The organism is Pseudomonas sp. GW821-FHT03C07, from assembly GCF_059420925.1.
The window spans coordinates 283,473-304,489 of record NZ_JBWKUQ010000006.1 but is presented as its reverse complement, the minus strand read 5'-3'; the positions used below and the strand labels follow the sequence as shown (position 1 = coordinate 304,489).

The 21,017-nt window shown below is 60.2% G+C and carries 22 protein-coding genes; 13 read left to right on the top strand and 9 right to left on the bottom strand.

Going from position 1 to position 21,017, the window contains the following annotated elements; all coding sequences use genetic code 11:
• Positions 1-4: 4 nt before the first annotated feature.
• Genes AC07VG_RS14915 through AC07VG_RS14890 form a run of 6 tightly spaced genes read left to right on the top strand, consistent with a single transcriptional unit; the run spans position 5 to position 4,859 of the window.
• Positions 5-535, top strand: coding sequence for a DUF2867 domain-containing protein (locus AC07VG_RS14915; protein ID WP_495001369.1), 531 nt, complete (start codon positions 5-7; stop codon positions 533-535).
• Positions 532-1,731, top strand: a complete 1,200-nt coding sequence (locus AC07VG_RS14910; protein ID WP_495001368.1) for an AfsA-related hotdog domain-containing protein — start codon at positions 532-534, stop codon at positions 1,729-1,731. The genes AC07VG_RS14915 and AC07VG_RS14910 overlap by 4 nt, the downstream gene beginning before the upstream one ends.
• A 13-nt stretch (positions 1,732-1,744) precedes the next feature.
• On the top strand, positions 1,745-2,893 hold the full coding sequence (locus AC07VG_RS14905) for an oxidoreductase (RefSeq protein WP_495001367.1): 1,149 nt from the start codon (positions 1,745-1,747) through the stop codon (positions 2,891-2,893).
• 1 nt (position 2,894) lies between these two features.
• Entirely contained in the window at positions 2,895-3,665 is a 771-nt protein-coding gene (locus AC07VG_RS14900) for an SDR family NAD(P)-dependent oxidoreductase (protein ID WP_495001366.1), read from the top strand.
• Between the two features lie 8 nt (positions 3,666-3,673).
• Positions 3,674-4,441 carry an SDR family NAD(P)-dependent oxidoreductase gene (locus AC07VG_RS14895; protein ID WP_495001365.1) on the top strand — a complete coding sequence of 256 codons (768 nt, stop codon included), beginning with the start codon at positions 3,674-3,676 and terminating at the stop codon, positions 4,439-4,441.
• Complete coding sequence (locus AC07VG_RS14890) at positions 4,422-4,859, top strand: hypothetical protein (RefSeq protein ID WP_495001364.1); 438 nt, start codon at positions 4,422-4,424, stop codon at positions 4,857-4,859. The genes AC07VG_RS14895 and AC07VG_RS14890 overlap by 20 nt, the downstream gene beginning before the upstream one ends.
• Before the next feature lie 538 nt (positions 4,860-5,397).
• Here the strand turns inward: AC07VG_RS14890 and AC07VG_RS14885 are convergent.
• A complete protein-coding gene (locus AC07VG_RS14885) occupies positions 5,398-6,000 on the bottom strand; it encodes an NADPH-dependent F420 reductase (protein WP_495021423.1) in 603 nt (200 codons plus the stop codon).
• 74 nt (positions 6,001-6,074) lie between these two features.
• Positions 6,075-6,809 carry an SDR family NAD(P)-dependent oxidoreductase gene (locus AC07VG_RS14880; RefSeq protein WP_495001362.1) on the bottom strand — a complete coding sequence of 245 codons (735 nt, stop codon included), beginning with the start codon at positions 6,807-6,809 and terminating at the stop codon, positions 6,075-6,077.
• A 113-nt stretch (positions 6,810-6,922) separates the two neighbouring features.
• On the opposite strand from AC07VG_RS14880, the gene AC07VG_RS14875 reads away from it, so the two are divergent.
• Together AC07VG_RS14875 and AC07VG_RS14870 are read left to right on the top strand one after the other, a co-directional pair.
• Positions 6,923-7,285 carry a winged helix-turn-helix transcriptional regulator gene (locus AC07VG_RS14875; protein WP_495001361.1) on the top strand — a complete coding sequence of 121 codons (363 nt, stop codon included), beginning with the start codon at positions 6,923-6,925 and terminating at the stop codon, positions 7,283-7,285.
• Positions 7,286-7,573: 288 nt separating this feature from the next.
• Positions 7,574-8,524 carry a GlxA family transcriptional regulator gene (locus AC07VG_RS14870; protein WP_495021444.1) on the top strand — a complete coding sequence of 317 codons (951 nt, stop codon included), beginning with the start codon at positions 7,574-7,576 and terminating at the stop codon, positions 8,522-8,524.
• Between the two features lie 69 nt (positions 8,525-8,593).
• On the opposite strand, the gene AC07VG_RS14865 is transcribed toward AC07VG_RS14870, so the two are convergent.
• The 3 genes from AC07VG_RS14865 to AC07VG_RS14855 are packed head-to-tail and all read right to left on the bottom strand — an operon-like array spanning position 8,594 to position 10,771.
• Positions 8,594-9,142, bottom strand: a complete 549-nt coding sequence (locus tag AC07VG_RS14865; protein ID WP_495021422.1) for a YybH family protein — start codon at positions 9,140-9,142, stop codon at positions 8,594-8,596.
• Positions 9,143-9,156: 14 nt separating this feature from the next.
• On the bottom strand, positions 9,157-10,011 hold the full coding sequence (locus AC07VG_RS14860; protein ID WP_495021421.1) for a DJ-1/PfpI family protein: 855 nt from the start codon (positions 10,009-10,011) through the stop codon (positions 9,157-9,159).
• 13 nt (positions 10,012-10,024) lie between these two features.
• Complete coding sequence (locus tag AC07VG_RS14855) at positions 10,025-10,771, bottom strand: SDR family oxidoreductase (RefSeq protein WP_495001358.1); 747 nt, start codon at positions 10,769-10,771, stop codon at positions 10,025-10,027.
• Between the two features lie 433 nt (positions 10,772-11,204).
• Here AC07VG_RS14855 and AC07VG_RS14850 point away from each other — a divergent pair, with 433 nt between their 5' ends.
• Entirely contained in the window at positions 11,205-11,444 is a 240-nt protein-coding gene (locus AC07VG_RS14850) for a hypothetical protein (protein ID WP_495001357.1), read from the top strand.
• Between the two features lie 483 nt (positions 11,445-11,927).
• Here AC07VG_RS14850 and AC07VG_RS14845 read toward each other — a convergent pair whose 3' ends face one another.
• Both AC07VG_RS14845 and AC07VG_RS14840 read right to left on the bottom strand, forming a co-directional pair.
• On the bottom strand, positions 11,928-12,218 hold the full coding sequence (locus tag AC07VG_RS14845; RefSeq protein WP_495021420.1) for a hypothetical protein: 291 nt from the start codon (positions 12,216-12,218) through the stop codon (positions 11,928-11,930).
• Between the two features lie 461 nt (positions 12,219-12,679).
• Positions 12,680-13,339: a glutathione S-transferase family protein gene (locus AC07VG_RS14840; RefSeq protein WP_495021419.1), complete on the bottom strand. Its 660-nt coding sequence runs from the start codon at positions 13,337-13,339 to the stop codon at positions 12,680-12,682.
• 132 nt (positions 13,340-13,471) lie between these two features.
• Here AC07VG_RS14840 and AC07VG_RS14835 point away from each other — a divergent pair, with 132 nt between their 5' ends.
• Both AC07VG_RS14835 and AC07VG_RS14830 read left to right on the top strand, forming a co-directional pair.
• Entirely contained in the window at positions 13,472-13,897 is a 426-nt protein-coding gene (locus AC07VG_RS14835) for a hypothetical protein (RefSeq protein WP_495001354.1), read from the top strand.
• Between the two features lie 262 nt (positions 13,898-14,159).
• Positions 14,160-14,570 carry a VOC family protein gene (locus AC07VG_RS14830; protein WP_495001353.1) on the top strand — a complete coding sequence of 137 codons (411 nt, stop codon included), beginning with the start codon at positions 14,160-14,162 and terminating at the stop codon, positions 14,568-14,570.
• A gap of 161 nt (positions 14,571-14,731) precedes the next feature.
• Here the strand turns inward: AC07VG_RS14830 and AC07VG_RS14825 are convergent, their stop codons facing one another.
• Positions 14,732-15,367, bottom strand: a complete 636-nt coding sequence (locus tag AC07VG_RS14825) for a response regulator transcription factor (protein WP_495001352.1) — start codon at positions 15,365-15,367, stop codon at positions 14,732-14,734.
• Positions 15,368-15,404: 37 nt separating this feature from the next.
• On the bottom strand, positions 15,405-17,213 hold the full coding sequence (locus AC07VG_RS14820; RefSeq protein ID WP_495001351.1) for a PAS domain-containing sensor histidine kinase: 1,809 nt from the start codon (positions 17,211-17,213) through the stop codon (positions 15,405-15,407).
• 231 nt (positions 17,214-17,444) lie between these two features.
• Between AC07VG_RS14820 and AC07VG_RS14815 the strand changes: the two genes are divergently transcribed.
• Together AC07VG_RS14815 and AC07VG_RS14810 are read left to right on the top strand one after the other, a co-directional pair.
• Positions 17,445-19,067 (top strand): acyl-CoA synthetase, encoded by a 1,623-nt coding sequence (locus AC07VG_RS14815; RefSeq protein ID WP_495021418.1) that lies wholly within the window; start codon positions 17,445-17,447, stop codon positions 19,065-19,067.
• A gap of 106 nt (positions 19,068-19,173) precedes the next feature.
• Positions 19,174-20,946: an acyl-CoA dehydrogenase C-terminal domain-containing protein gene (locus AC07VG_RS14810; protein ID WP_495021417.1), complete on the top strand. Its 1,773-nt coding sequence runs from the start codon at positions 19,174-19,176 to the stop codon at positions 20,944-20,946.
• Positions 20,947-21,017 lie beyond the last annotated feature (71 nt).

Sequence of the window (21,017 nt, the reverse complement as noted above, 5' to 3'; positions counted from 1 at the left end):
AATCATGAAGACGCCAAACGACCAGATCCCACCGTGCGCCAGCCTGGTGGCCGCGCACCATGAGCTGGGTTTTCTGCATTCGGCCAGCGCGATCATCGACACCGAATCCACGGTATTCGAACTGTACTGCCTGATGACGGCCGCGACGCCCGCCTGGCTCAAAGGCGCGTTCAGGCTGCGCGACAGCATCTCGCAGCACTTTCACGTCGAGAGGATCGGCGGGTTCTCGGGCGTCACACCACAGTGCGTCCCGGCGGTCGGCGAAAAGCTCGATTTCTTCACCATCGAGGCCATCAGCGCACAGAAGCTGGTACTGACCTCACGCGATACCCATCTGGCGGTCATGGTCTCGATCGATGCAACACTCACGCAACCGCGTTGCCTGCATATCACCACCTCCGTCAAGACCTTCAATACTTTCGGCCGCCTGTACATGCTGCCGGTGGCGCCGGTACATGGGGTCATCATCAAGCTTTTGCTGTCCCATCTCCCCCTACATTCCCCAACTCGCTCACTTGGAGATCGCAACTCATGAACAGCGCAGACTCGATTGACCCTCATCTGTTGCACAAAGACACACCCAAGGATGTTCTGATCGCTCGACCAAGGCTGATTCTGCCCAGTTTTCTCAGCGCTCCGATCGGTGCCGAAATACTGGCTGGCAACGCGCAGGATCAGGCTCTGTTCAAGGAGCTGTACCGTGCGCAAGATGGCCAGTATGTGCTGCGCTATCTGCCCTTGACCATCAGCGCGGAACAGGCGGGCACACTCTCCACCTTCGAGATCCGCCTGACCGATTTCTATACCGAGTGCGGCGACCACTTCATCCTCACGGCTGAATTCATCCCCCAGCAGGCCCAACGCTACCTGGCCCAGCATTTTCAGGGCGGTGATGCCGAGATACCGTCCGACCAGGTATTACGCATGATCGAATGCCTTGAAGCGCTCGCGCAGTGGGATAAGGCCAGGCAGGGGTCTTATCTGTTGATCAACGACACCAAGAATTACTACTTCTACAACAAGCAGCACGAACATGTGCCGGGCCTGATGTTGATCGAAGTGGCCAGGCAAGCCATGTACCACTATGTCTACAACTACTTGGGACACCAGCGTGGCGCAGTTTCCATTTCCATCGAAGACTTGCGCATTTCCTTCAATGCCTACACCGAATCGGCCTATGAAGTCGAAATCGTGGTGCAGCAGGCCAAGGGCCTCAAGCGATCACAACCCAAGTCCATCGACAAGTGCGCGAACTTCTATCAGAACGGTCGGCTGGTGTCGCGTCTTTGGCTGCAAGGCGCAGTGATCAAGTTACCGCTGTTCAAACGCATGCGCTCGTTGAACTACCCTCAGGATCATTGGTTTGCCCCTTCCGATCGCTTGCCCAAGAATATCCTCGTGCATCACGCCGATAGCGTGTTGCACGCCAGGCTGAGCCTGCTCTCGGTACTGGGAGTGCTGGTGACTCATCAAGCCGGGGCCATCGATTGGAGCACGGTCAGTACCGTATCGCTCTACATAGAAGGGGGTGGTTTCCTCAGCCTGCCAGTCGCTTCGATCTGCTCCACCAGCGAATCCGATCAGCGGGTGCTGGTGTTCGGCAAGCTGTCCAAGGACCAGGCCAGCGAGCTCCGTGAAACGATCAAGTGCCACTGCTTCTTTGCCGGGCAGATGCAATGGGCCGCTGCCTCTTCGCCTGCCCCTCTCGCCCACGAGCAAATCGTGGCATGAGGATCGTGCGCCCATGAGCTATGAGATGTCACAACGCCCACTGGTGATCGGTCAGAGCGTTTCGCTGAAAAACCGGTTGTATTTCGCCCCGATGGGCATCGACCTGGCCACCTCGGACGGTTCGCTGTCCGAAGAAATGCTCACTTTCTATCAACATGTGATCGATGGTGGCTGCGCCATGGTGGTGCTGGGCAACTCCTCCATAGCGCCCTCCACGCGTCTGCATGCGCGTGGCCTGTGCCTGCACAGCGATGCCAACATGGAAAAGCTCGCGCCGCTGGTGGAGTACGGCCACCAGCGGGACTGTCCGGTGGTGGTGCAACTTCAGCATTACGGAGCCCAAGGTGGCACGCAGATCAGCGGCCAACCGCTGCTTTGCCCAAGCCGCAGTGCGTTATCCGGCAGCAGCGGTGCCGATCTATTGGTAGAGATGAGTGTCGAGGACATCGACGCTGTCTGCGATCAGTTTGCCCAAGCGGCTCTGCGTGCCAGACAGGCCGGCGCCAGGATGGTCCAGCTCCAGGCATCCAACGGCTATCTGCTGAGCAGTTTTCTGTCGCCCTGGACCAACCATCGCCGTGACGCCTATGGCGGCAGCCCGCTCAAGCGAGCGCGGTTCCTGTTGGAAGTCATCGACCGCATTCACAGGGTTACCGCTGGAGACCTGGAAGTTTCCGTGCGCCTGGGCATCGATGATTGTCTGGGCGCGAACGGGCAGCAACCGGAACTGCTCGAGGACGTCGTGGCGGCCCTGTCGGACGCCGGGACGTCGGCAATCATGTGCTCGATCACCATCAAGGAAACCTTCCGCTACATGCTTTCTGCCCATCCGACGATTCAGCGACAGTTCGTCGAAGGGGTACGCCTGATCAAGTCGTTCACCTCCCTCCCGGTCGGCTATGCCGGTTTCATTGGCTCCCTGCAGGAGGCAGAAGATCAACTGCGTCTTGGTCACTGCGATCTGATCGGCATGAGCCGAGCCCTTTTTGCCGATAACGACCTGATCAGCAAGTCACTCTCCGGTCATGAAGATCAGGTCCAGCAATGCCGGTTTGACGGTAACTGCTTTCGGGACAAGAGCAATCCGCAACTCGAGCGGGTGTATTGCTGTGTGAATGAGCATTACAAGCGTCCCGCTCACATCCATTACGGGAATCAATAACATGGAATTTCAAGACAAGAACATCGTCATCACCGGCGGTGCAAGCGGCATCGGCCTGGCGGTGGCAAAGCAACTGGCCGGAGCGGGCGCGCGGCTGTTCCTCATGAGCAGGAACCAGCAAAAGGCCGCCGCCGCTCTGGAGATACTAGGTGCTTCGGCGCAGTTCATCTTTTGCGATGTAGCGTCGGAAACTTCAGTAGCCGAGGCATTCGCGACGGTGGCCGGCGAGGTTGATCGCTTGCACTACGCAATCAACAATGCAGGCATTACCGCCCCCTACGCGCCGATCGCGACAGTTCAACCGCAGGACTGGAACAGGGTCATCCACACCAACCTGAACGGCCCCCTTTACTGCCTGCAAAAAGAACTGGCATTGATCAGCCAGTACCCCGATGGAGCGATCGTCAATGTGTCCTCGTGCGCTGGCGTGATGCCTATGGCCAATCAGGCGGCCTACGTCGCCAGCAAGACAGCGCTCAATGCCTTGACGCAGGTCGCCGCCATGGAGAATGCCTGCGACAGCGAATCCCGCTTTGCCGTGCGCGTCAACGCCGTAGCGCCCGGGCCGACACTGGGAGGTATGAACTCTCCGGAACGGCTGGCTGCCCATCCGGAAAACACCCAGCGCAAGCGTGACGTGACGGCCATGAAGCGCTTTGCCCTGCCAGAGGAAATCGCCGACGCGATCGTGTTTTTGCTGAGCAAGAGATCCAGCTACATCACCGGCACGGTGCTCAGCGCCGATGGTGGCTATCACATCGGCAAATTCTAGGGGCAATCATGGCTAGCATATTGATCACCGGTGTAAGCACCGGTATCGGCAACGCTCTGGCACGCTATCACCTGGCCAGGGGCGACGAGGTGCTCGCGGTGTCACGAAATCCTGCGGCCAATATCCCGCCACAGGAGCACTTCCACTTCCTGCGGTGCGATTTGACCGATATCGAGCGCGCACCGGCAATCTTGCAGGCGTTGCTATCGCGCACCCCTACCCCGGTAGAGACCGTCTACCTGAATGCGGGAAGGTTCGGCAGCGCGCCCCAACTGGCCACGCAGACCTCGATGCAGGAGTTCAATAGCGTCTTGGCGCTCAACCTGGGCGCCGTGAAAATGGTCCTGGACATTATGCTGAGTGCGACGCAGCCCCCCAGTACCGTGGTCTTCTCATCATCGATTTCGGCACTGCGCCAACGTGCCGGGATGCTCTCATATTCGGTATCCAAGGCGGCGTTGAACGCTCTGGCAAAAATCTATCAATTGGAAAATCCACACACATTCTTTGCAGTTCTGGGGCTCTGCAACGTCCAGACGACTGTGGCGCGGACCATCATGGCGGCGGATGAACGTTTCAGCGATCTTGTCGCGCTGCGGCAACGAGCGGCAGTTCCCGGCTACATCGTCGACGCCGAGTCCCGCGCTGGGCATATCGTCCAAGTCTTGGCCGAGCGCCATCGTAACGGACTGAAATCGGGGGAGTTCCAAGAAATTCGCGACTTGTTGAACCAGCCACTCCAGGAGGAGACTCGCAATGACCCAATCCACACATGAGAAAATCATACGCGTCGGCGCTGTATACGACATTCTTGCAATGGCTCCATTCGCCTTGCCGATGGTATCCGTCTGGGCCTATTCACTGATCCAATGGCTCGATCATCAACTGGGCTTCGACAGCCGCTTCTCGACGCTCGACCCCACGGCCATGTTCCTGCTCAACATCGGCGCCTGGGCATACCTTGTGTGGGGCTTTGTGCGTTGGCGAGCCCCCACGCGCGAACACGCCCGTCTCAGCGCCTTGCTGCGCGTGATCGTAGTGGTACTGCAGGTATTGGCCGTCAGCGGTGGCGCTTCGCCTTTCTTACTGGTGCTGGGTGCCGTTCAACTGGTGTTGGCGGTACTGGAGTTTTCCCACAGATTATTCGAGCGCAACGTCGCCAAACCCACCCGACAAGGAGCCCGCTCTTACTGATCCCGTCGGGCACCGATTGCGGGCAATGGAACGGTAGAATATCTTGCCGATGATACTTATCATTACTAAGTATCTCCTTTTGGTAATGACCATGCCCTCCTCGGTGCCCGACTCCGCACAGACCGTCCAGCAACTCTACAGCGCCCCTTACAGCTGGCTGCACGGTTGAAGTCAACGGCTCGCACCGTGGTCATCACCAGTTCCTGGCCAAGGCGTTGGTCTACCTGATGCCCGAGGGTACGCAACCAACCAAAATGCGCGACTGGCGCACAGCTTCATATGGGAGACCTGGATGCGTCGGAAGAGGCCGCCGATCAGCAATCGATTCACGCCTTTGCGCCAGCACAATGCGGCGCTTTGCACATTTTGAGGTTTGGCTGGCTATTCCGAACAAGGCTCGTGCACCGAAGATGAACTATCCGCCGCTACGCATCGTGTGCTTCTCGGGCGCCGCGCTGACCGATGGGATTGAAGAGCACCAGATCGATGGCGTGACCGTGAGACCAAGCAGGATCGCATCAAAACTCGCAACCCCGACTCATCCATCGAACTTGACCAAGTCCTTGAAGATCAGTTGACCCCAGCTATTTCCGCGCGCCTGCACAAGCAGCCCACCTTCCGAAAGTCCACCCAGTTTGATCGGCGAGAACCCGAGCTGTTCCGCAAGCGTACCTACCTCCGCGGCGGCGCCATCATCGTCGCTCGCCAGGAACACGACTCTCCTGCCACCCTTTACAGCCGGATCCTGGTCAAGGACGCTAGCGACCAGGTGGTTGAAGCCCCTGACCAGTCTTGCACCCGTGAAAGCCTGCGCGACGACCTTGGAAGAAGGCTGACCTCCCAGCGCCTCAGGGGACACGCCGTAGGCATTGGTCACATCGATGATGGTCTTGCCCTTCCAAGTCGGCAGCGCCTTCGCGACATCCCGGTGCGACTCGTAACGGACAGCCAAAAAGATGATGTCCGCCTTGACCGCTTCCGCCAGTGTATTGGGAATAATCTCGGATCCGATAGCGGCCGCGGCGGATGCAAAGCTTTCCGGGTCACGCGTGGTGGCAACGGATACTTCGATACCCTTGCGGGCAAACGCCTTGGCCAGGGCCTGGCCGAGTTTGCCGAAGCCGATAATTGCGTAGCTCATATATTCTCCTTGGGTTCAGCACGCCCTACGGTGCTCCGAATATTCGAATGGAGCGCCCGCTCGGGCGTGACGCGTCAGAGTTGCGCCAGGCCGCCGTCAACGGCGAGCTCGCTGGCGGTCATAAAGCTGCTGTCCGACGATGCGAGAAAGGCCGCCGCCGCTCCGATCTCCGCCGGATCGGCCATGCGCTGCAACGGAGTCATCGCGGCGAAAACCTTCATGCCCTCCTCGCCCAACGCCTCCTTCGCGAGATCGGTCGCCGTCGGCCCGGGCGACAGCACGTTTACTCGAATGCCCGTACCCTTCAGGTCCTCCGCCCAGGTCCGTGCGAGGTTGCGCACTGCCGCCTTGCTCGCGCTGTAGACACTGAATGCCGGAGCGCCCGTGGTGCCGGCGCTCGATCCGGTCAGGATGATCGAGCCGCCCGGGCCCATCAGCGGCAGCGCCTTCTGGACCGTGAAGATCGTGCCCTTCACATTGGTGTCGAAGGTTTCGTCAATGTGCTCGGCGCTGATCTTGCCGAGCGCAAGCTGGCTTCCCGCCCCGGCATTGGCGAAGACGATGTCGAGGGTTCCGCGCTCGGCTTTCACCGCCGCGTAGAGTCGATCGAGGTCGTCCAGATCGGAGACCGAGCCCTTCACCGCACGGGCATTGGGCCCGAGCTCGGCCACAGCGAAGTCGAGCGCGTCCTGCCGACGGCCGAAGATAAAGACGAAGGCGCCCTCTTCGATGAAGCGCTTTGCCGCGGCGCGGCCGATGCCGGTAGCACCACCGGTGATCACAGCGGTCTTTCCATTCAGTCTGGTCATGTCGTGCATCCTTCGTAGGAGTTCTACGCAAGCAGGAAACTGCTTGCTTGAAGACAAGGATGCGGTCCTGATAACCTAAGGACAAGTATGCACCTTTTGGTAAGTATCAAAAAATGACGACGACTTCTGAAATCTGCGATACCGGTTGTGGGCTGAACGCCACGCTGCGCATCATCTCGGGCAAGTGGAAACCGCTGGTCCTGTTTTTTCTGCGCGATGGCCCGAAGCGCTACGGCGAGCTCAAGCGTTTGATCCCGGGCGTCAGCGACAAGGTGCTGATCCAGCAATTGAAGGATCTGGAAGCCGACCGCGTGCTGGCGCGGACCGACTACAAGGAGGTGCCGCCACGTGTGGACTACGCGCTGACCCCGCTCGGTCGCAGCCTGGCTGAGGCGATCGTCCCGCTGTGCACCTGGGGGACCGAGAACGCGGCGGAAATGGCAGGCATCTTCGCCAAGCGCGACGCTTTGCCCTAAGCAGGAGGCTGAAGAACCGCTGAGTCGCCGCACCTTGTTGCCGATGGTGTGGGCATATCTATCGGGCGCGCTCGCCGCCTTGCTCATTCCGCGCTTTCAGGAAAGATGCCGCCGACTCCAGCAAACCGGCGGACCGCTCATAGGGGTCAATCTTACGTTCAGTGAAAGGTTCGTCCTTCCTACGATCGACTGACCGGGGGAAACGTGACGCAGCGCGACTGACTTGCCATGGCGCTATCCGAGGGTTTCCCGCAAAATACGCCCTCCCGGATTTTGAGTGACCTCATCATGCATCGAATCGGATTCTTCGTTTGCCATGGCCATGATGCTCTTGATCTTGCCGGCCCCCTTTCGGCGTTCAATCAGGTGGTCACCGCCGCTGGCCATACCCCCTATGATCTCCAGGTCATCTCGCAGGCGGGAGGATCAGTGCTGGGCAATGCCGGTCTTCCGATCGAGACCCAGCCGGCAGGCAGGCGCAGGTTTGACACCATCCTGTTCATTGGTGGCGATATCGAGCCGATGCGGGCAGCGGAAAACATCGCCGCCGCCAAGAAGCTGGGGGCCAAGGCCTCGCGGGTGGGAAGCGTGTGTACGGGGGCGTTTCTGCTGGCGGAAACCGGCCTGCTGGACGGACGCCGGGCCACGACGCACTGGCTGTACGCCGCTCAATTGCAGTCGCGCTTCCCTGGCATCAAAGTCGGGGGGAACAGTATTTATATAGCGGACGGACATATCTGGACATCCGCGGGCATCGCCGCCGGCATCGACCTGGCACTCGCCATGATCGAACGGGATATGGGCACGGAAGTCGCGCGGGATACCGCCAGGCTGCTGGTCGTGCCCTATCGTCGACCAGGCGGTCAGTCGCAATTCTCCGCCATGTCACAAATGGAGCCGGAGTCGGATCGCATCCGCATTGCGCTGAATTTTGCCCGGGAACATCTGGCTGAAGCGCTACCTGTCGAGCGACTCGCCGAGGCGGCCAGATTGAGCCTGCGACAATTCGGACGAGCCTTTCGCCGGGAAACGGGTGAAACGCCCGCCAAGGCGGTCGAGCGCTTGCGCGTTGAAGCGGCGTGCCTGCGCCTGCGCGATGGTAGTGAACCGATCGAACAGATTGCCCTGGCGGTGGGGTTCACCGATCCGGAACGGATGCGCCGGGCCTTCGTCAAACTGCATGGACATCCGCCGCAATCGGTCCGCCGCGAGAGCAGATTGAACGCTGAGCGCGGATAGATCGACGCCCCATCAGCACGCGTGGCGCAGTCAGTGGCCACCCGGGCCACTGCGGTCAGACCCGGGCGCTCAACGAGCGTCAGGTTTCAGCGGACCGTAATCACTCCACATGTCGCGGTGCAGCTTCCAGACGCCCCCCTGCTTCAGGAAGATCAGGATCTGTTTACCGCGAAACTTGAGCGCTCCACTGTGATCACGGACCTCGGCATCCGAAACCTCGGTAACCGCCTGATCGTCACCGTAGAACTCGTAATTGCTGAAAGATACGCTGCCAGGCGCAGATCCGGCATAGCCCTTGGCGAAGTATTCGGTGATCGCGCGGGCTCCGCTGACCCTGTCGCCCCCGGGCGGCAAGAGAGCGCCATCTGCCGTATAGAGGCGACCTATCGCCTCATAGTCACCTCGCCCGAAGGCCTGCGCCCATCGTGCATTCTCGGCCTTGATAGCCGCTTCGGGCGGATGCTGCGGGTCACCGGCAGTGGCCGGCAGGGTAAAGGCGAAAAAGGAGAAGCCGACTGCAAGGGCAGCCGCACAAAGACGGATCTGTCGCATCTGGTGATTTCCGATATTGACTTGAATGGAGAGGGCTGCACCCGATTGGGCAGGTGCAGCCAACATGGCCTGCCGACGTTTCAGCGAACGCCGGGTATGCGAGCGAGCCCCCTGGACGCGCCGGGCAGTTCCTTGTCGACCATCGCGATGACTTCTGGCCGAGCGTCCCTGGGATGACCGGAATGGAACGGCGGAGCGGGGTCATATTCGATCACGAGTTGCGTGAATTCGGCGGCCTGTTGACCGCGCAGCTTCGCGGCAACACGAAGCGCGAAGTCGATGCCCGCCGTCACGCCGCCGCCGCTCATGAACCGGCCGTTGTCGTCCTCTACGAAGCGATCCGGAACAGCGATAGCTCCGTACTCAGTCAGCTTGTTGACGAAGGCCCAATGGCAGGCGCTGCGCTTGCCCTTGAGAATACCCGTGGCGGCGAGCACGAGCGATCCATTGCAGACCGACGTAATATGCTTGGCGCTTTCAGCCAGGCGCCGGATCTGTGCCTGGTACTCCGGCCGCATCGGCGCCGACAAGTCAGAACCGCCAGGGACCAGGAGCAGGTCAGTCCTCTCAATGTCGGCCAGTCGCTCAGTGTTGCCATACACGACCCCGAATTCGAGGGTCACGTTGCCGCCATTGAGGCTCGCATAACGAACCTTGGTATTCGGTAGCCGGTGAAAAATCTCGCTGGGGCCGGCGAAATCAAGCAGCGTGCCGCCGTCGTAATTCACGATCAAAATATTCAGCGGTTCGTTCGCGGCCAGTTCTCCACCGCTGCCGGCCTGCGCGAGAGCCGGAGCGGCACGGCCAAGCAGGGCTCCGCCGCCGAGGATGGAGCCGAGGGTGACGATGCCGCCGAACTTGAGCACATCGCGGCGGGAACTCCCCGTACTGAGTGGACGCTCGCCGGCGGCGTTGTTTTCGCTATTGTCGGTCACGATAATTTCTCCTTTAAAGTTGCGAGGCTCCGCCATCGACCACCAGTTCGGTGCCGACCACATAGGAGGATTCGTCGCTGGCGAGATAGAGCGCCGCATACGCAATGTCCTCGGCCTTGCCCATGTGACCCACCGGAACCGCCTGGGCGAACTCGGCCTTACGCTCGCGAACCCACTCAGCGGACATACCCCACTTGCTGATCAGGGGCGTGTCCATCGCGCCGGGCGCAATCGCGTTGAAGCGGATTTTCCGGTCAAGGAACTCGTATGACCAACTGCGCGCCAGTGATCGCACGGCCGCCTTCGCCGCTGCGGTCAAGGAGATGCCATGCTTGCCGGTCTGCGCGACGAAGGATGTGTTGAGAATGACCGAAGCGCCCTCGCGCAAGTCCGGCAGCACCGCCTGAAGCGTGACCACCACGCCCTTGACGTTGATATCCATGATCTCGTCATAGAGGTCATCGTCGATGTCGTTGAGTGCCGACGGGAATGCTCGACCGGCGTTGGCAAACACGACATCCAGAGCGCCGAACCGCTCTTTCACCTCGGCGGCAATCGCCCGCATATCCTTGAGCGAACGCACGTCGCCCTGGAGCACCAGCGCGGTCTCGCCCAGCTCGGCCTGCACGCGCTCAAATACAGCAACATCGCGACCGGTAACCGCGACCCGCGCGCCTTCTGCAATGAAGAGCCTGGCGGTGGCGAGCCCGATACCACTGGTACCGCCGGTGATCAAAACCGATTTGTTCTTGAGCCTCATCTTCTGTCCCCTTCTCTGCCTCGTGATTGGTCAAGCCGAAAGGTCACGGCGTCATCACGGTTATGCGCATGTCTGCGCTCGATTTCCTGGGCAAATTATGGAAACAGCCCGCTGATGGCGTAAAGGTCGTATAACCCTCAAAAAACGCCACAAGCTGGCAGACAAACCGATAGAGATCTTTACGCCAAGGTGCGCCAGATCATGAGATGGCCAAGGTGCTGAAAGCATTGTTGCAACGCTTACACAGCGTGGGGTCGAGGCTGCGTGAGGGGGCGTTGTATCCCAAGGACCAGCGCCTTGCGCGGACAGGCGATCGGTTATCAGATCGAGTTCAAATGGGTGTTACAGTGGCGTGTAATTTCGAAAGATATTCCAATTTTTATTTCACATAAAAATCAATATTAACCATGAAATTCAATCGGTTAAGGAAAACATGCCACAAGAAAGGCTCGACCTGTTACGACTTCCAAAACCCATCCGGGACCCCGTCAGCGACCTGGTCCGGGCCTTCAATGCCGCCAGCACCATTGCGGACGTGGAGGCTGAAAGGGCCATTCAGATTGAATGGATCGGCGGCCTGGAAAGTGCCAAGCGCTTGCGACCAGCCGATATCGAAGCGCTCTACATCATTTTTGACGATGCCGTGGAGGCGAAGCTGGCGCAGTTGCAATGAATTTTAATCGCAGCGGACGGAACGGCCGTGCCTGGCCCGCCCCTGATGCTACCTTGAAAGCGGTCTACAATGGGCTCTGCTCTAAAAGCATTTGCGTTACTTACATCCATAGCACGAAGGTCGCCGTAACTGGTTAAGCAAGCTGCAATCAGCTTTTGGAATACTCAACGAATTTCGCTAATGACCACATACCAGCATGGAGATAGGTTATGCCATATGCGGGAATCACGCCTCAAGAATTTTCTGCCACATGTAGTGGGTTGACGTTTCAGTCGCAAGATTACAGCTGCTGGGCCGCGTGTATGTCTGTACTGATGCGCATTAATGGCTTTAATGTCACAGAGCAAACCATCATTAACTATTTTCCGGGATATGCTAAAAAGGACGGCATTGATGCATCCCAATGGAAGACATTAATTCAAAAGATGAACAGTGATTACTTCTCTCATACCTCTTTTGATCACCATGTTCTGATTCCTTCGACTAATTCACCCTCATCGTCATCATTGCAATCGTCACCAGCAGTGCCAGTGCCAACGCCAGTATCGGGGCCTTCATCGTCATCATGGCATTCGTCACCAGCAGCGCCAACGCCAACGCCAACGCCAGTGTCAGGGCCTTCATCGTCATCATGGCAATCGTCACCAGCAGTGCCAACGCCAACGCCAGTGTCGGGGCCTTCATCGTCATCATGGCAATCGTCACCAGCAGTGCCAACGCCAACGCCAGTGTCGGGGCCGTCATCGTCATCGGGGCAATCGTCACCAGCAACACCAACGTCGCCATCGCAGCTAATAAGTTATAAGATTGTTAGGGAAATGCATTATTTTGATCGATACGAGCTTTTCTTTGATTCTCTCCATACCTTTAAAGGAGTAATGGTCTTCAGCAAAGGCCACTTTGTAGTTATACTGGGTCATGATCTCTCAGTTTCGTCTGTCACATACTGGGACCCATGGGATAACAGCATTAACACTGTATCAAAAAGTGACTTCAAGTCGTACGGTGGAACTGGAGAAGCCGCAGTGGTGAGGGAAAGAAGAATAATTGTTTGATGTGGCGAGTATACGATGGCTTGGGTACCAGGCAGAGCCCTTTTCACCGGGGCAGCGAAGAGCAGCGCCGCGGCTGCCTGGGCAGAGACCTTGGCAGGACATGCCAAACAGCAGGCCGGTGTATCCATCTCTGCTTTGGTCTGGCCCTATCGCCATGACAATGGTGAACATCTGTGTATTTCAGTCTCGATTGGGCGCCCCGAGCGGGAACAGCGGACGGAACGGCCGTGCCTCCTCCACCGCCCGGGCGAAGGACGGTCGGCCAAGCAACCGCGCGCGGTACGCGCGGAGCACGGGAAATGCCTCGGAAATCCGGTGTGTCCAATCCGCGTAGAACAGCGCCGGTGCGGCCGCGCAGTCCGCCAGTGTGAAGTCCGCACCTGCGGCCCAAATCCTGCCGGTAAGCTGCCCTTCGAGCCACGCATAGGCAAGTTCCAGCTTTTGCTCAGCAAGCGCCAGCCCTTCCTGACGCCTCACCGGATCGCCCGTCAGCGCACCGCTTACCGCGTGCTGCACCGGGCTCATTACGTGCAGATCGAAGAAACGGTCGAGGAAGCGCACATCCAGCGCGGCCATCGGGTCCCCGGGCAGCAAGTGCACCGGCCCTGGATGCACGAGTTGCAGGTACTCGATGATGATGCTGGTTTCGACTACGTTGCGCTCGCCGTCCACCAGCAACGGAAACTTGCGCAGCGGCCAGCGTCGCAACCATTCGGCCGAGTGCTGCGGTGTGTCCGGTCCGAGACAGCGGAACTCGAAGAGGGTCGCGTTTTCGTAGAGCGCGATAAGCACTTTTTGTGTGTACGACGAGAAGGGATGACCGTAGAGCACAAGCGCCATGTCAAGAGTCTCCAGGAATACTCAAGGGAACTTTTCCCCATGATAGTGTCAATTTGATAGCGCACCTGTGGCGCTGAAACATATTGACCCAACAGTACCAGGCTGTTTCCTGGCAAATCATGGAAGGGTGTGATGAGAGTCATCATTGCAATGCTGTTGATGTTGAGTGGTTACGCCTATGCCGACTGCCTCAGCATCGGGGATAGTGATCAGCGTAGCTATTGTTATGCCAAGGCAGGTCAGGGTAGCTGTTTGTCCATCTCCAACGGCGACTTGCGCAGTGCCTGCTATGCGGAAACCGGTAATGGCAGTTGCCTTTCGATCTCCGACAGTGACCAGCGTGCCTATTGCTACGCCAAGACCGGTCATGGCAGCTGTCTTTCCATCTCCAATGGCAACTTGCGCAGTGCCTGCGATGCGGAAACCGGCAATGGCAGTTGCCTTTCGATCTCCGACAGTGACCAGCGAGCCTATTGCTACGCCAAGACCGGTCACGGTAGCTGCCTTTCGATCTCCAACAGCGACCTGCGCAGCCAATGTGACGCCTTGAAGCCCTGACTGAACAGCTCCTTGGCTGACACCCGACACCGAACGACGACAGCCTGACCGAGCGAAACCATCTGGAGCAGCACGGCAGCGGACGCGGTGTGCGGTACGGGTTGAAGTGACTTGGATCGCCCAGCAGGTGGCCAAACTGGCGTAGTTGCCCAACCTCACCGTGAAAACAATAATCACTAAAGCGAGACGTCCAGGAGATGGCTGCGCCCTTGAAGAGTGGGATTGCGATACTCTTGAAACCAACACCTTCGAAGGAGCCGAAATGTTCAGCCATGTGACTGTCGGAACAAACAATCTCGACAAGGCCGCCGCCTTCTACGACGCGGTTTTGATTCCGTTGGGCCTGCGCCGGCGCACGGTCACGCCTGACGGAGGCCCAGCCGCCGCTTGCTGGGTCATGCCTGATCGCACCTTGCCTCGGTTCTACGTCTATTCGCCCTATAACTGCATGCCGGCAACCCCTGGCAACGGCAGCATGCTGGCTTTCTCTGCACCCTCTCAGGAAGTCGTGGATGCAGCCTATGCCGCAGGTCTTCATAGCGGCGGAGTCGACGAAGGCGCACCGGGGCCTCGGCCTCACTATGGCGACGGCTACTACGGTGCCTACCTTCGTGACCCGGATGGCAACAAGATCCATATCGCCCATCGTGGAGACTTGCACCTCACTGAGTGACGGTGGACTCGTCACTCAGGTGCTGCATGAAATAGCGGAGCGCTACAGCGGTGAACCCAATGATGACGGTCCACGCATCAATGGTCAGCGCTGTAATGAACGCAGGGAGCACTGTCAGATAATCGCGAGGGATTTGATTGCAACGAGCGTCTCCTGACAGCTCAACGCAACTTCAACGGATCCACCAACCCCACCGCAATCACCATCCCCACCAGATCCGGGAGGTTCTGCGCCGCCATGCGTTTCATGACCCTGGAGCGATACAGGTCGATGGTCTTCACACTGACCCCCAACTGCTCGGCGATTTCCCGGTTGGCGTAGCCCTGCACCAGCGGCAACAGCACATCACGCTCTCGCGGGGTCAAACTATCCAGCCGAGCCTGGACCCGCGCCTGCCCCTCGCTCAGGCTCTGGCTGTCATCGGCCCGGCTCAAGGCCTGCTGCACGCTGTCGAGCAGTAACTGTTCGTTATAGGGCTTTTCGATAAAGTCGTGAGCACCGGCTTTGAACGCCCGCACCACGATCGGTACATCGGCATGGCCACTGACAAAGATCACCGGCAAGCGGATATCCCGCGCCCTCATCTCTTCCTGCACATTCAAACCACCCATGCCCGGCATGCGCACATCCAGCAGCACACAGGCATTGAGCCGGGCATCGCAGGCGTCGAGAAAGTCCCGCCCACTGGTGAAGGGCAGCGCCTTGAGGCCGACCGACTCCAGCAGCCAGACCGTCGAGTCGAGCATGCCCTGGTCATCGTCGACCACATAGACCAGCTGCTGCGCCACACTCACCATTGCGTTACTCCTGTTGTTATTTTTTTCGGCCGACGCATTATTGCGCTGGCAAGCGGCAGCGCATCCGCAGACCGCTGGCCATGGGCTGTGCCTGCAGCTCGCCACCGAAGCCGTCGATGATGCTGCGGCTCATCGATAGCCCGAGGCCCAGGCCGTTGGCCTTGCTGGTGTAGAACGGGGTGAAGATCAGTTCCAACTGCGCCAAGGAAACACCGGGGCCCTGGTCACTGACACTCACCTCCACGCCACCATCCAGGCCGCGCTCGGTCGCCAGAATAATTCGCGAGGCTTGCCGCGGATGCACCTCGCGGTTGGCATCGATGGCATTGCGCAACAGATTGAGCAATACCTGCTCCAGCAGCACCCGGTCGGCATAAACCGGCGGCAGATTATCCGGCAGGCGCTCCTCGATCGTCACCTGGCAGGCACTGGCTTCCCAGGCACACAAACGCACCGTCTCGCGAGCCACTTCGCTGATATCCAGGGCCTCCATGCGCCGCCGCCCCTTGCGCAGAAACGCGCGCAGCCGCTTGATCACCTCGGAGGCGTGATTGGCGTGCACGGCGATGCGCTCCAGGCCCTGGGCCACCCGCTCGACGGCCTGCGGATTGCTGTCCATGGCCTGCAAATAACGCTGGCTGGCACTGGCGTAATTGACCACCGCCGCCAACGGCTGATTCATCTCGTGGGCAATGCCCGAGGCCAGCTCGCCCAGGGTCACCAGCCGTGCGGTGTGGGCCAGTTCATCCTGGTGATGACGCTGCTGGGCTTCGCGCAATTCGCGCTCGCTCTGGTCGTGAGCGACCAGGGAGTAGAAGCGTTCACCACTGGCCGAGCGATGCGCCAGCAGCATCAACGACACCGGCACCGAGGCTCCACCATCGAGGGGTTGCAGACGAGCCTCGATGCTCCAGCGACCATCCCGTTCGGCACGACTCCAGCCCTCGCGCTGCAGCGCCGCGAGCACATCGGCGGCCAGAAATTCGTCCAGGCTCGGCATCGTCGCCTGCTCAGCGAACTTGAGCGTGCGCCGGGCCGCCGGGTTGAGATAAGTGACAGCGCCACGGGGCTCGATGAACAACACCGGGTCAGGGTTGGCTTCCACCACCTCCGCCAGCCGGTGCTTGTTTTCCTCGGCCTGGACCCGGGCGGTGATGTCCCGCGACACACTGACCACTTCCACCACCGACCCGGTGTAGGTTTCGCGAATCGCCCGGCAGGCGGTCTCGAACCAACGGTAATGGCCATCGCGATGGCGGATGCGATAGGTCATGGTGTGATAACCGTCCTGCTCCAGGGCGTCACGGGTACGGTGTACCAGGCCGGCCAGATCCTGCGGGTGGAACAGGCTGTGGGCCAGGCGACCGCGCAACTCTTCGGGCCAGTAACCGAGCAAGGTCGAGGACGCCGGGGACGCATCGAGAAAACAGCCGTCGGGGGTATGCCGGGAAATCAGGTCGGTGGTGTTTTCCGTGATCAGGCGGTAGAGACGCCTGGCCGTGGCCGACTCGCGTTCGGCAAGGATCTGCGCGGTGGCTTCGCGACAGCGCGCCAGCACACGGTTTTCCTGCGGGTCGGGAATAAAGGTCCAGACCAGGATCCGCTGCTCGAATTGCGCCTCGACACCTTCGATGGCCCGTTGCTGGTCCAGGCAGGCGCGTACCAGCGGCTGGTGATTGACCGGCAACAAGCTCACCGCATCAGCTAGCGGTAGTTGTTCGAGCAACGCCAGCAACGCCCTGTTGAGCTCCAGCGGTCGGGCCCGGGCATCGAGCAGCAGGCTCGGCTGCGGATCGTGGTCCAGTAACGGCGAACCCTGCGCCAGACCAATGGCGGCGGACGTCATCGCGGCCCCCGCCTGGAGAAAGGCCGGGCCAATCGCGACTTTATGGGCAGTATTGCGGTCATGATTTGAACCTTGAAATTCTTATAGTAGATATACTATACAACTCAGGTAGTACTTCCATATCAATCCACAAACATTATATAAAACACCCCGGATAAGTCATCGAGGGGATCGGTAAAGACCGAGCACCTCGGACATAGAGCTAATAATCAGCCACCGGGTACCCGAACCATGTCCATCTACGAGCAAGGCCTCGCGCCAACTGCCGTCAATCATATTGCCCTGTCTCCACTCGGTTTTATCGAGCGTACTGCCAAGGTCTACCCCGACTACCCCGCCGTGATCCACGGCTCGATCCGCCGCACCTGGGCCCAGACCTACACGCGCTGCCGACGCCTGGCCTCGGCGCTGGCCGGGCGCGGCATCGGCCGCAATGACACGGTGGCGGTGATGCTGCCGAATATCCCGGCCATGCTCGAAGCCCACTTCGGTGTGCCAATGATCGGCGCGGTGCTCAACGCCCTCAACGTGCGCCTGGATGCCGAAGCCATTGCCTTCATGCTCGCCCATGGCGAAGCCAAGGTGCTGATCGCCGACCGCGAGTTCCATGACGTGGTACAGGCCGCCATCGGCATGCTCGACCACCCGCCGCTGGTGATCGATGTCGATGACCCGGAATACGGCGAAGGCCAGGCCGTCAGCGACCTGGACTATGAAGCGCTGCTGGCCGAGGGCGATCCGGCCTATGACTGGCAGTGGCCGCAGGACGAATGGCAAGCCATTGCCCTGAACTACACCTCCGGCACCACCGGCAACCCCAAGGGCGTGGTCTATCACCATCGCGGCGCCTATCTCAGTTCTCTCGGCAACCAGATGATCTGGAGCATGGGCAACCACCCGGTGTACCTCTGGACCTTGCCGATGTTCCACTGCAACGGCTGGTGCTATCCCTGGGTAGTGACCGCGATGGCCGGGGTGCATGTGTTCCTGCGCCGGGTCGACCCGCAGAAGATCCTCAACCTGATCCGCGAACACCAGATCACCCACCTGAGCGGCGCGCCAATCGTACTCAACGCCCTGGTCAACATGCCCGAGTCGGCCAAGGCGGCAATCGATCATCCGGTCAACGCCCTGGTCGCCGGCGCCGCCCCACCGGCCAAGGTGATTGGCGCCGTGGAAGCCATGGGCATCAAGGTCACCCACGTCTACGGCCTGACCGAGGTCTATGGCCCGGTGACCATCTGTGCCTGGCATGAGGCCTGGGATGAACTGCCGCTGGAAGGGCGGGCGCAGGTCAAGGCGCGCCAGGGCGTGCGCTACCAGACCCTCGAAGGTCTGATGGTGGCCGATCCGAAAACCCTGGAGCCGGTCCCCGCCGATGGCCAGACCATCGGCGAAATCTTCATGCGCGGCAACACGGTGATGAAGGGCTACCTGAAGAACCCCAGCGCCACGGCCGAAGCCTTCGAAGGCGGCTGGTTCCACACCGGCGACCTGGCGGTGACCCATCCGGACGGTTACGTGGAGATCCGCGACCGGCTCAAGGACATCATCATCTCCGGCGGCGAGAACATCTCCACCATCGAACTCGAAGGCGTGCTCTATCGCCATCCGGCGGTGCTGGAAGCCGCGGTGGTGGCCCGTCCGGATGAAAAGTGGGGGGAAACGCCGTGCGCCTTCATCACCCTCAAGGCCCATCATCAGGATGTGCGTGAAGCCGAGATCATCGCCTTCTGTCGCGAACACCTGGCCGGTTTCAAAGTACCGCGCAGCGTGGTCTTCACCCAGTTGCCCAAGACCTCGACCGGCAAGATCCAGAAGTTCGTCCTGCGCGATATGGCGAAAAACCTCTAGCCTTTACCTATCGACCCAGGGTGTTGCCGACGCCTGGGGTGACGCGCATTGCCCATGGCGCCGCCGCGCCGTGTTTCCATTCCCTATTTGCAGGATGTTTCCCGCCATGCCCGAGTTCAACGCGCCCCTGCGCGACATGCGCTTCGTACTGCATGAAGTCTTCAATGCCCGCCAGCTCTGGGCGCGCCTGCCGGCCCTGGCCGAGACCGTCGACGCCGAGACCGCCGATGCGATTCTTGAAGAAGCGGCCAAGGTCACCGGTAACCTGATCGCCCCGCTCAACCGCAGCGGCGACGAAGAAGGCGCCCAGTGGCACAACGGCCAGGTCAGCACCCCGAAAGGCTTCAAGGCAGCTTATGCCACCTATATCGAGGGCGGCTGGGTCGGCCTCAGCGGCAACCCGCAATTCGGCGGCATGGGCATGCCGAAGATGCTCGCCGTGCAATTCGAGGAAATGCTCTACGGCGCCAACTCCAGCTTCGCCCTCTATTCGGCACTGACTTCCGGGGCCTGCCTGGCCATCGACGCCCATGCCACCCAGGCATTGAAAGAGCGCTTTCTGCCGCCGATGTACGAAGGCCGCTGGGCCGGGTCCATGTGCCTGACCGAAGCCCATGCCGGCACCGACCTGGGACTGATCCGCACCCGCGCCGAACCCCAGGTCGACGGCAGCTACCGCATCAGTGGCAGCAAGATCTTTATCACCGGCGGCGAACAGGACCTGACCGAGAACATCATCCACCTGGTGCTGGCCAAGCTGCCGGATGCACCACCGGGCCCCAAAGGCATCTCGCTGTTCCTGGTGCCGAAAATCCTCGTCGATGCCGACGGCAATCTGGACGCCGCCAATGCGCTCAGTTGCGGCTCGATCGAACACAAGATGGGCATCAAGGCCTCCGCCACCTGCGTGATGAACTTCGACGGCGCCAGCGGCTGGCTGATCGGTGAGGCCAACAAGGGCCTGGCGGCGATGTTCACCATGATGAACTACGAGCGCCTGTCCATCGGCATCCAGGGTATCGGGTGCGCGGAAACGTCCTACCAGAACGCCCGGACCTACGCCCGCGAACGCCTTCAAAGCCGTGCCCCGAGCGGGGCGGTGGCCAAGGACAAGGCCGCCGACCCGATCATCGTCCACCCCGACGTACGGCGCATGCTGCTCAGCATGAAGGCCATGACCGAAGGCGGCCGCGCGTTCGCCAGCTATGTCGGCCAGCAACTGGACCTGGCCAAGTTCTCCGAGCAGCCTGATGAACGGCACAACGCCGAGGCCCTGGTCGCCCTGCTGACCCCGGTGGCCAAGGCATTTTTCACCGACACTGGCCTGGACAGCTGCATCCACGGCCAACAAATCTTCGGCGGCCACGGCTATATCCGCGAATGGGGCCAGGAACAGTTGGTGCGGGACGTGCGCATCGCGCAGATCTACGAAGGCACCAACGGCATCCAGGCCCTCGACCTGCTGGGCCGCAAGGTGGTGGGCAACGGTGGGGTCGCCCTGCGCCTGTTCACCGCCGAGATTCGCGACTATGCCGAACGGCCCGGCGCGGCCTACAGCAATGACCTGCTGGACGCGGTGCAACGCCTGGAAAGCCTCAGCGACTGGCTGCGGGAGCAGGCCGCGCACAACCCCAATATCATCGGCAGCGCCTGCGTCGAATACCTGCACTTGTTGGGGTATGTCGCCTACGCCTATCTCTGGGCGCGCATGGCCCAGGTCGCGCAAGACAAGCACGACGAGGATCAAGGGTTTTACGGGGCGAAACGGGCCACCGCGCAGTTCTACTTCAGCCGCTTGCTGCCGCGCATCCTGAGTCTGGAACAAAGCATTCGCGCAGGCAGTGCGTCGTTGTTCGGGCTGGAAGCCGAGCAGTTCTGAATCCATGCCTGCCGCGTGCAGGCACAAGAAGGCACCTGCATCACCGATGCAAAACAACAAGAACCGGCTCT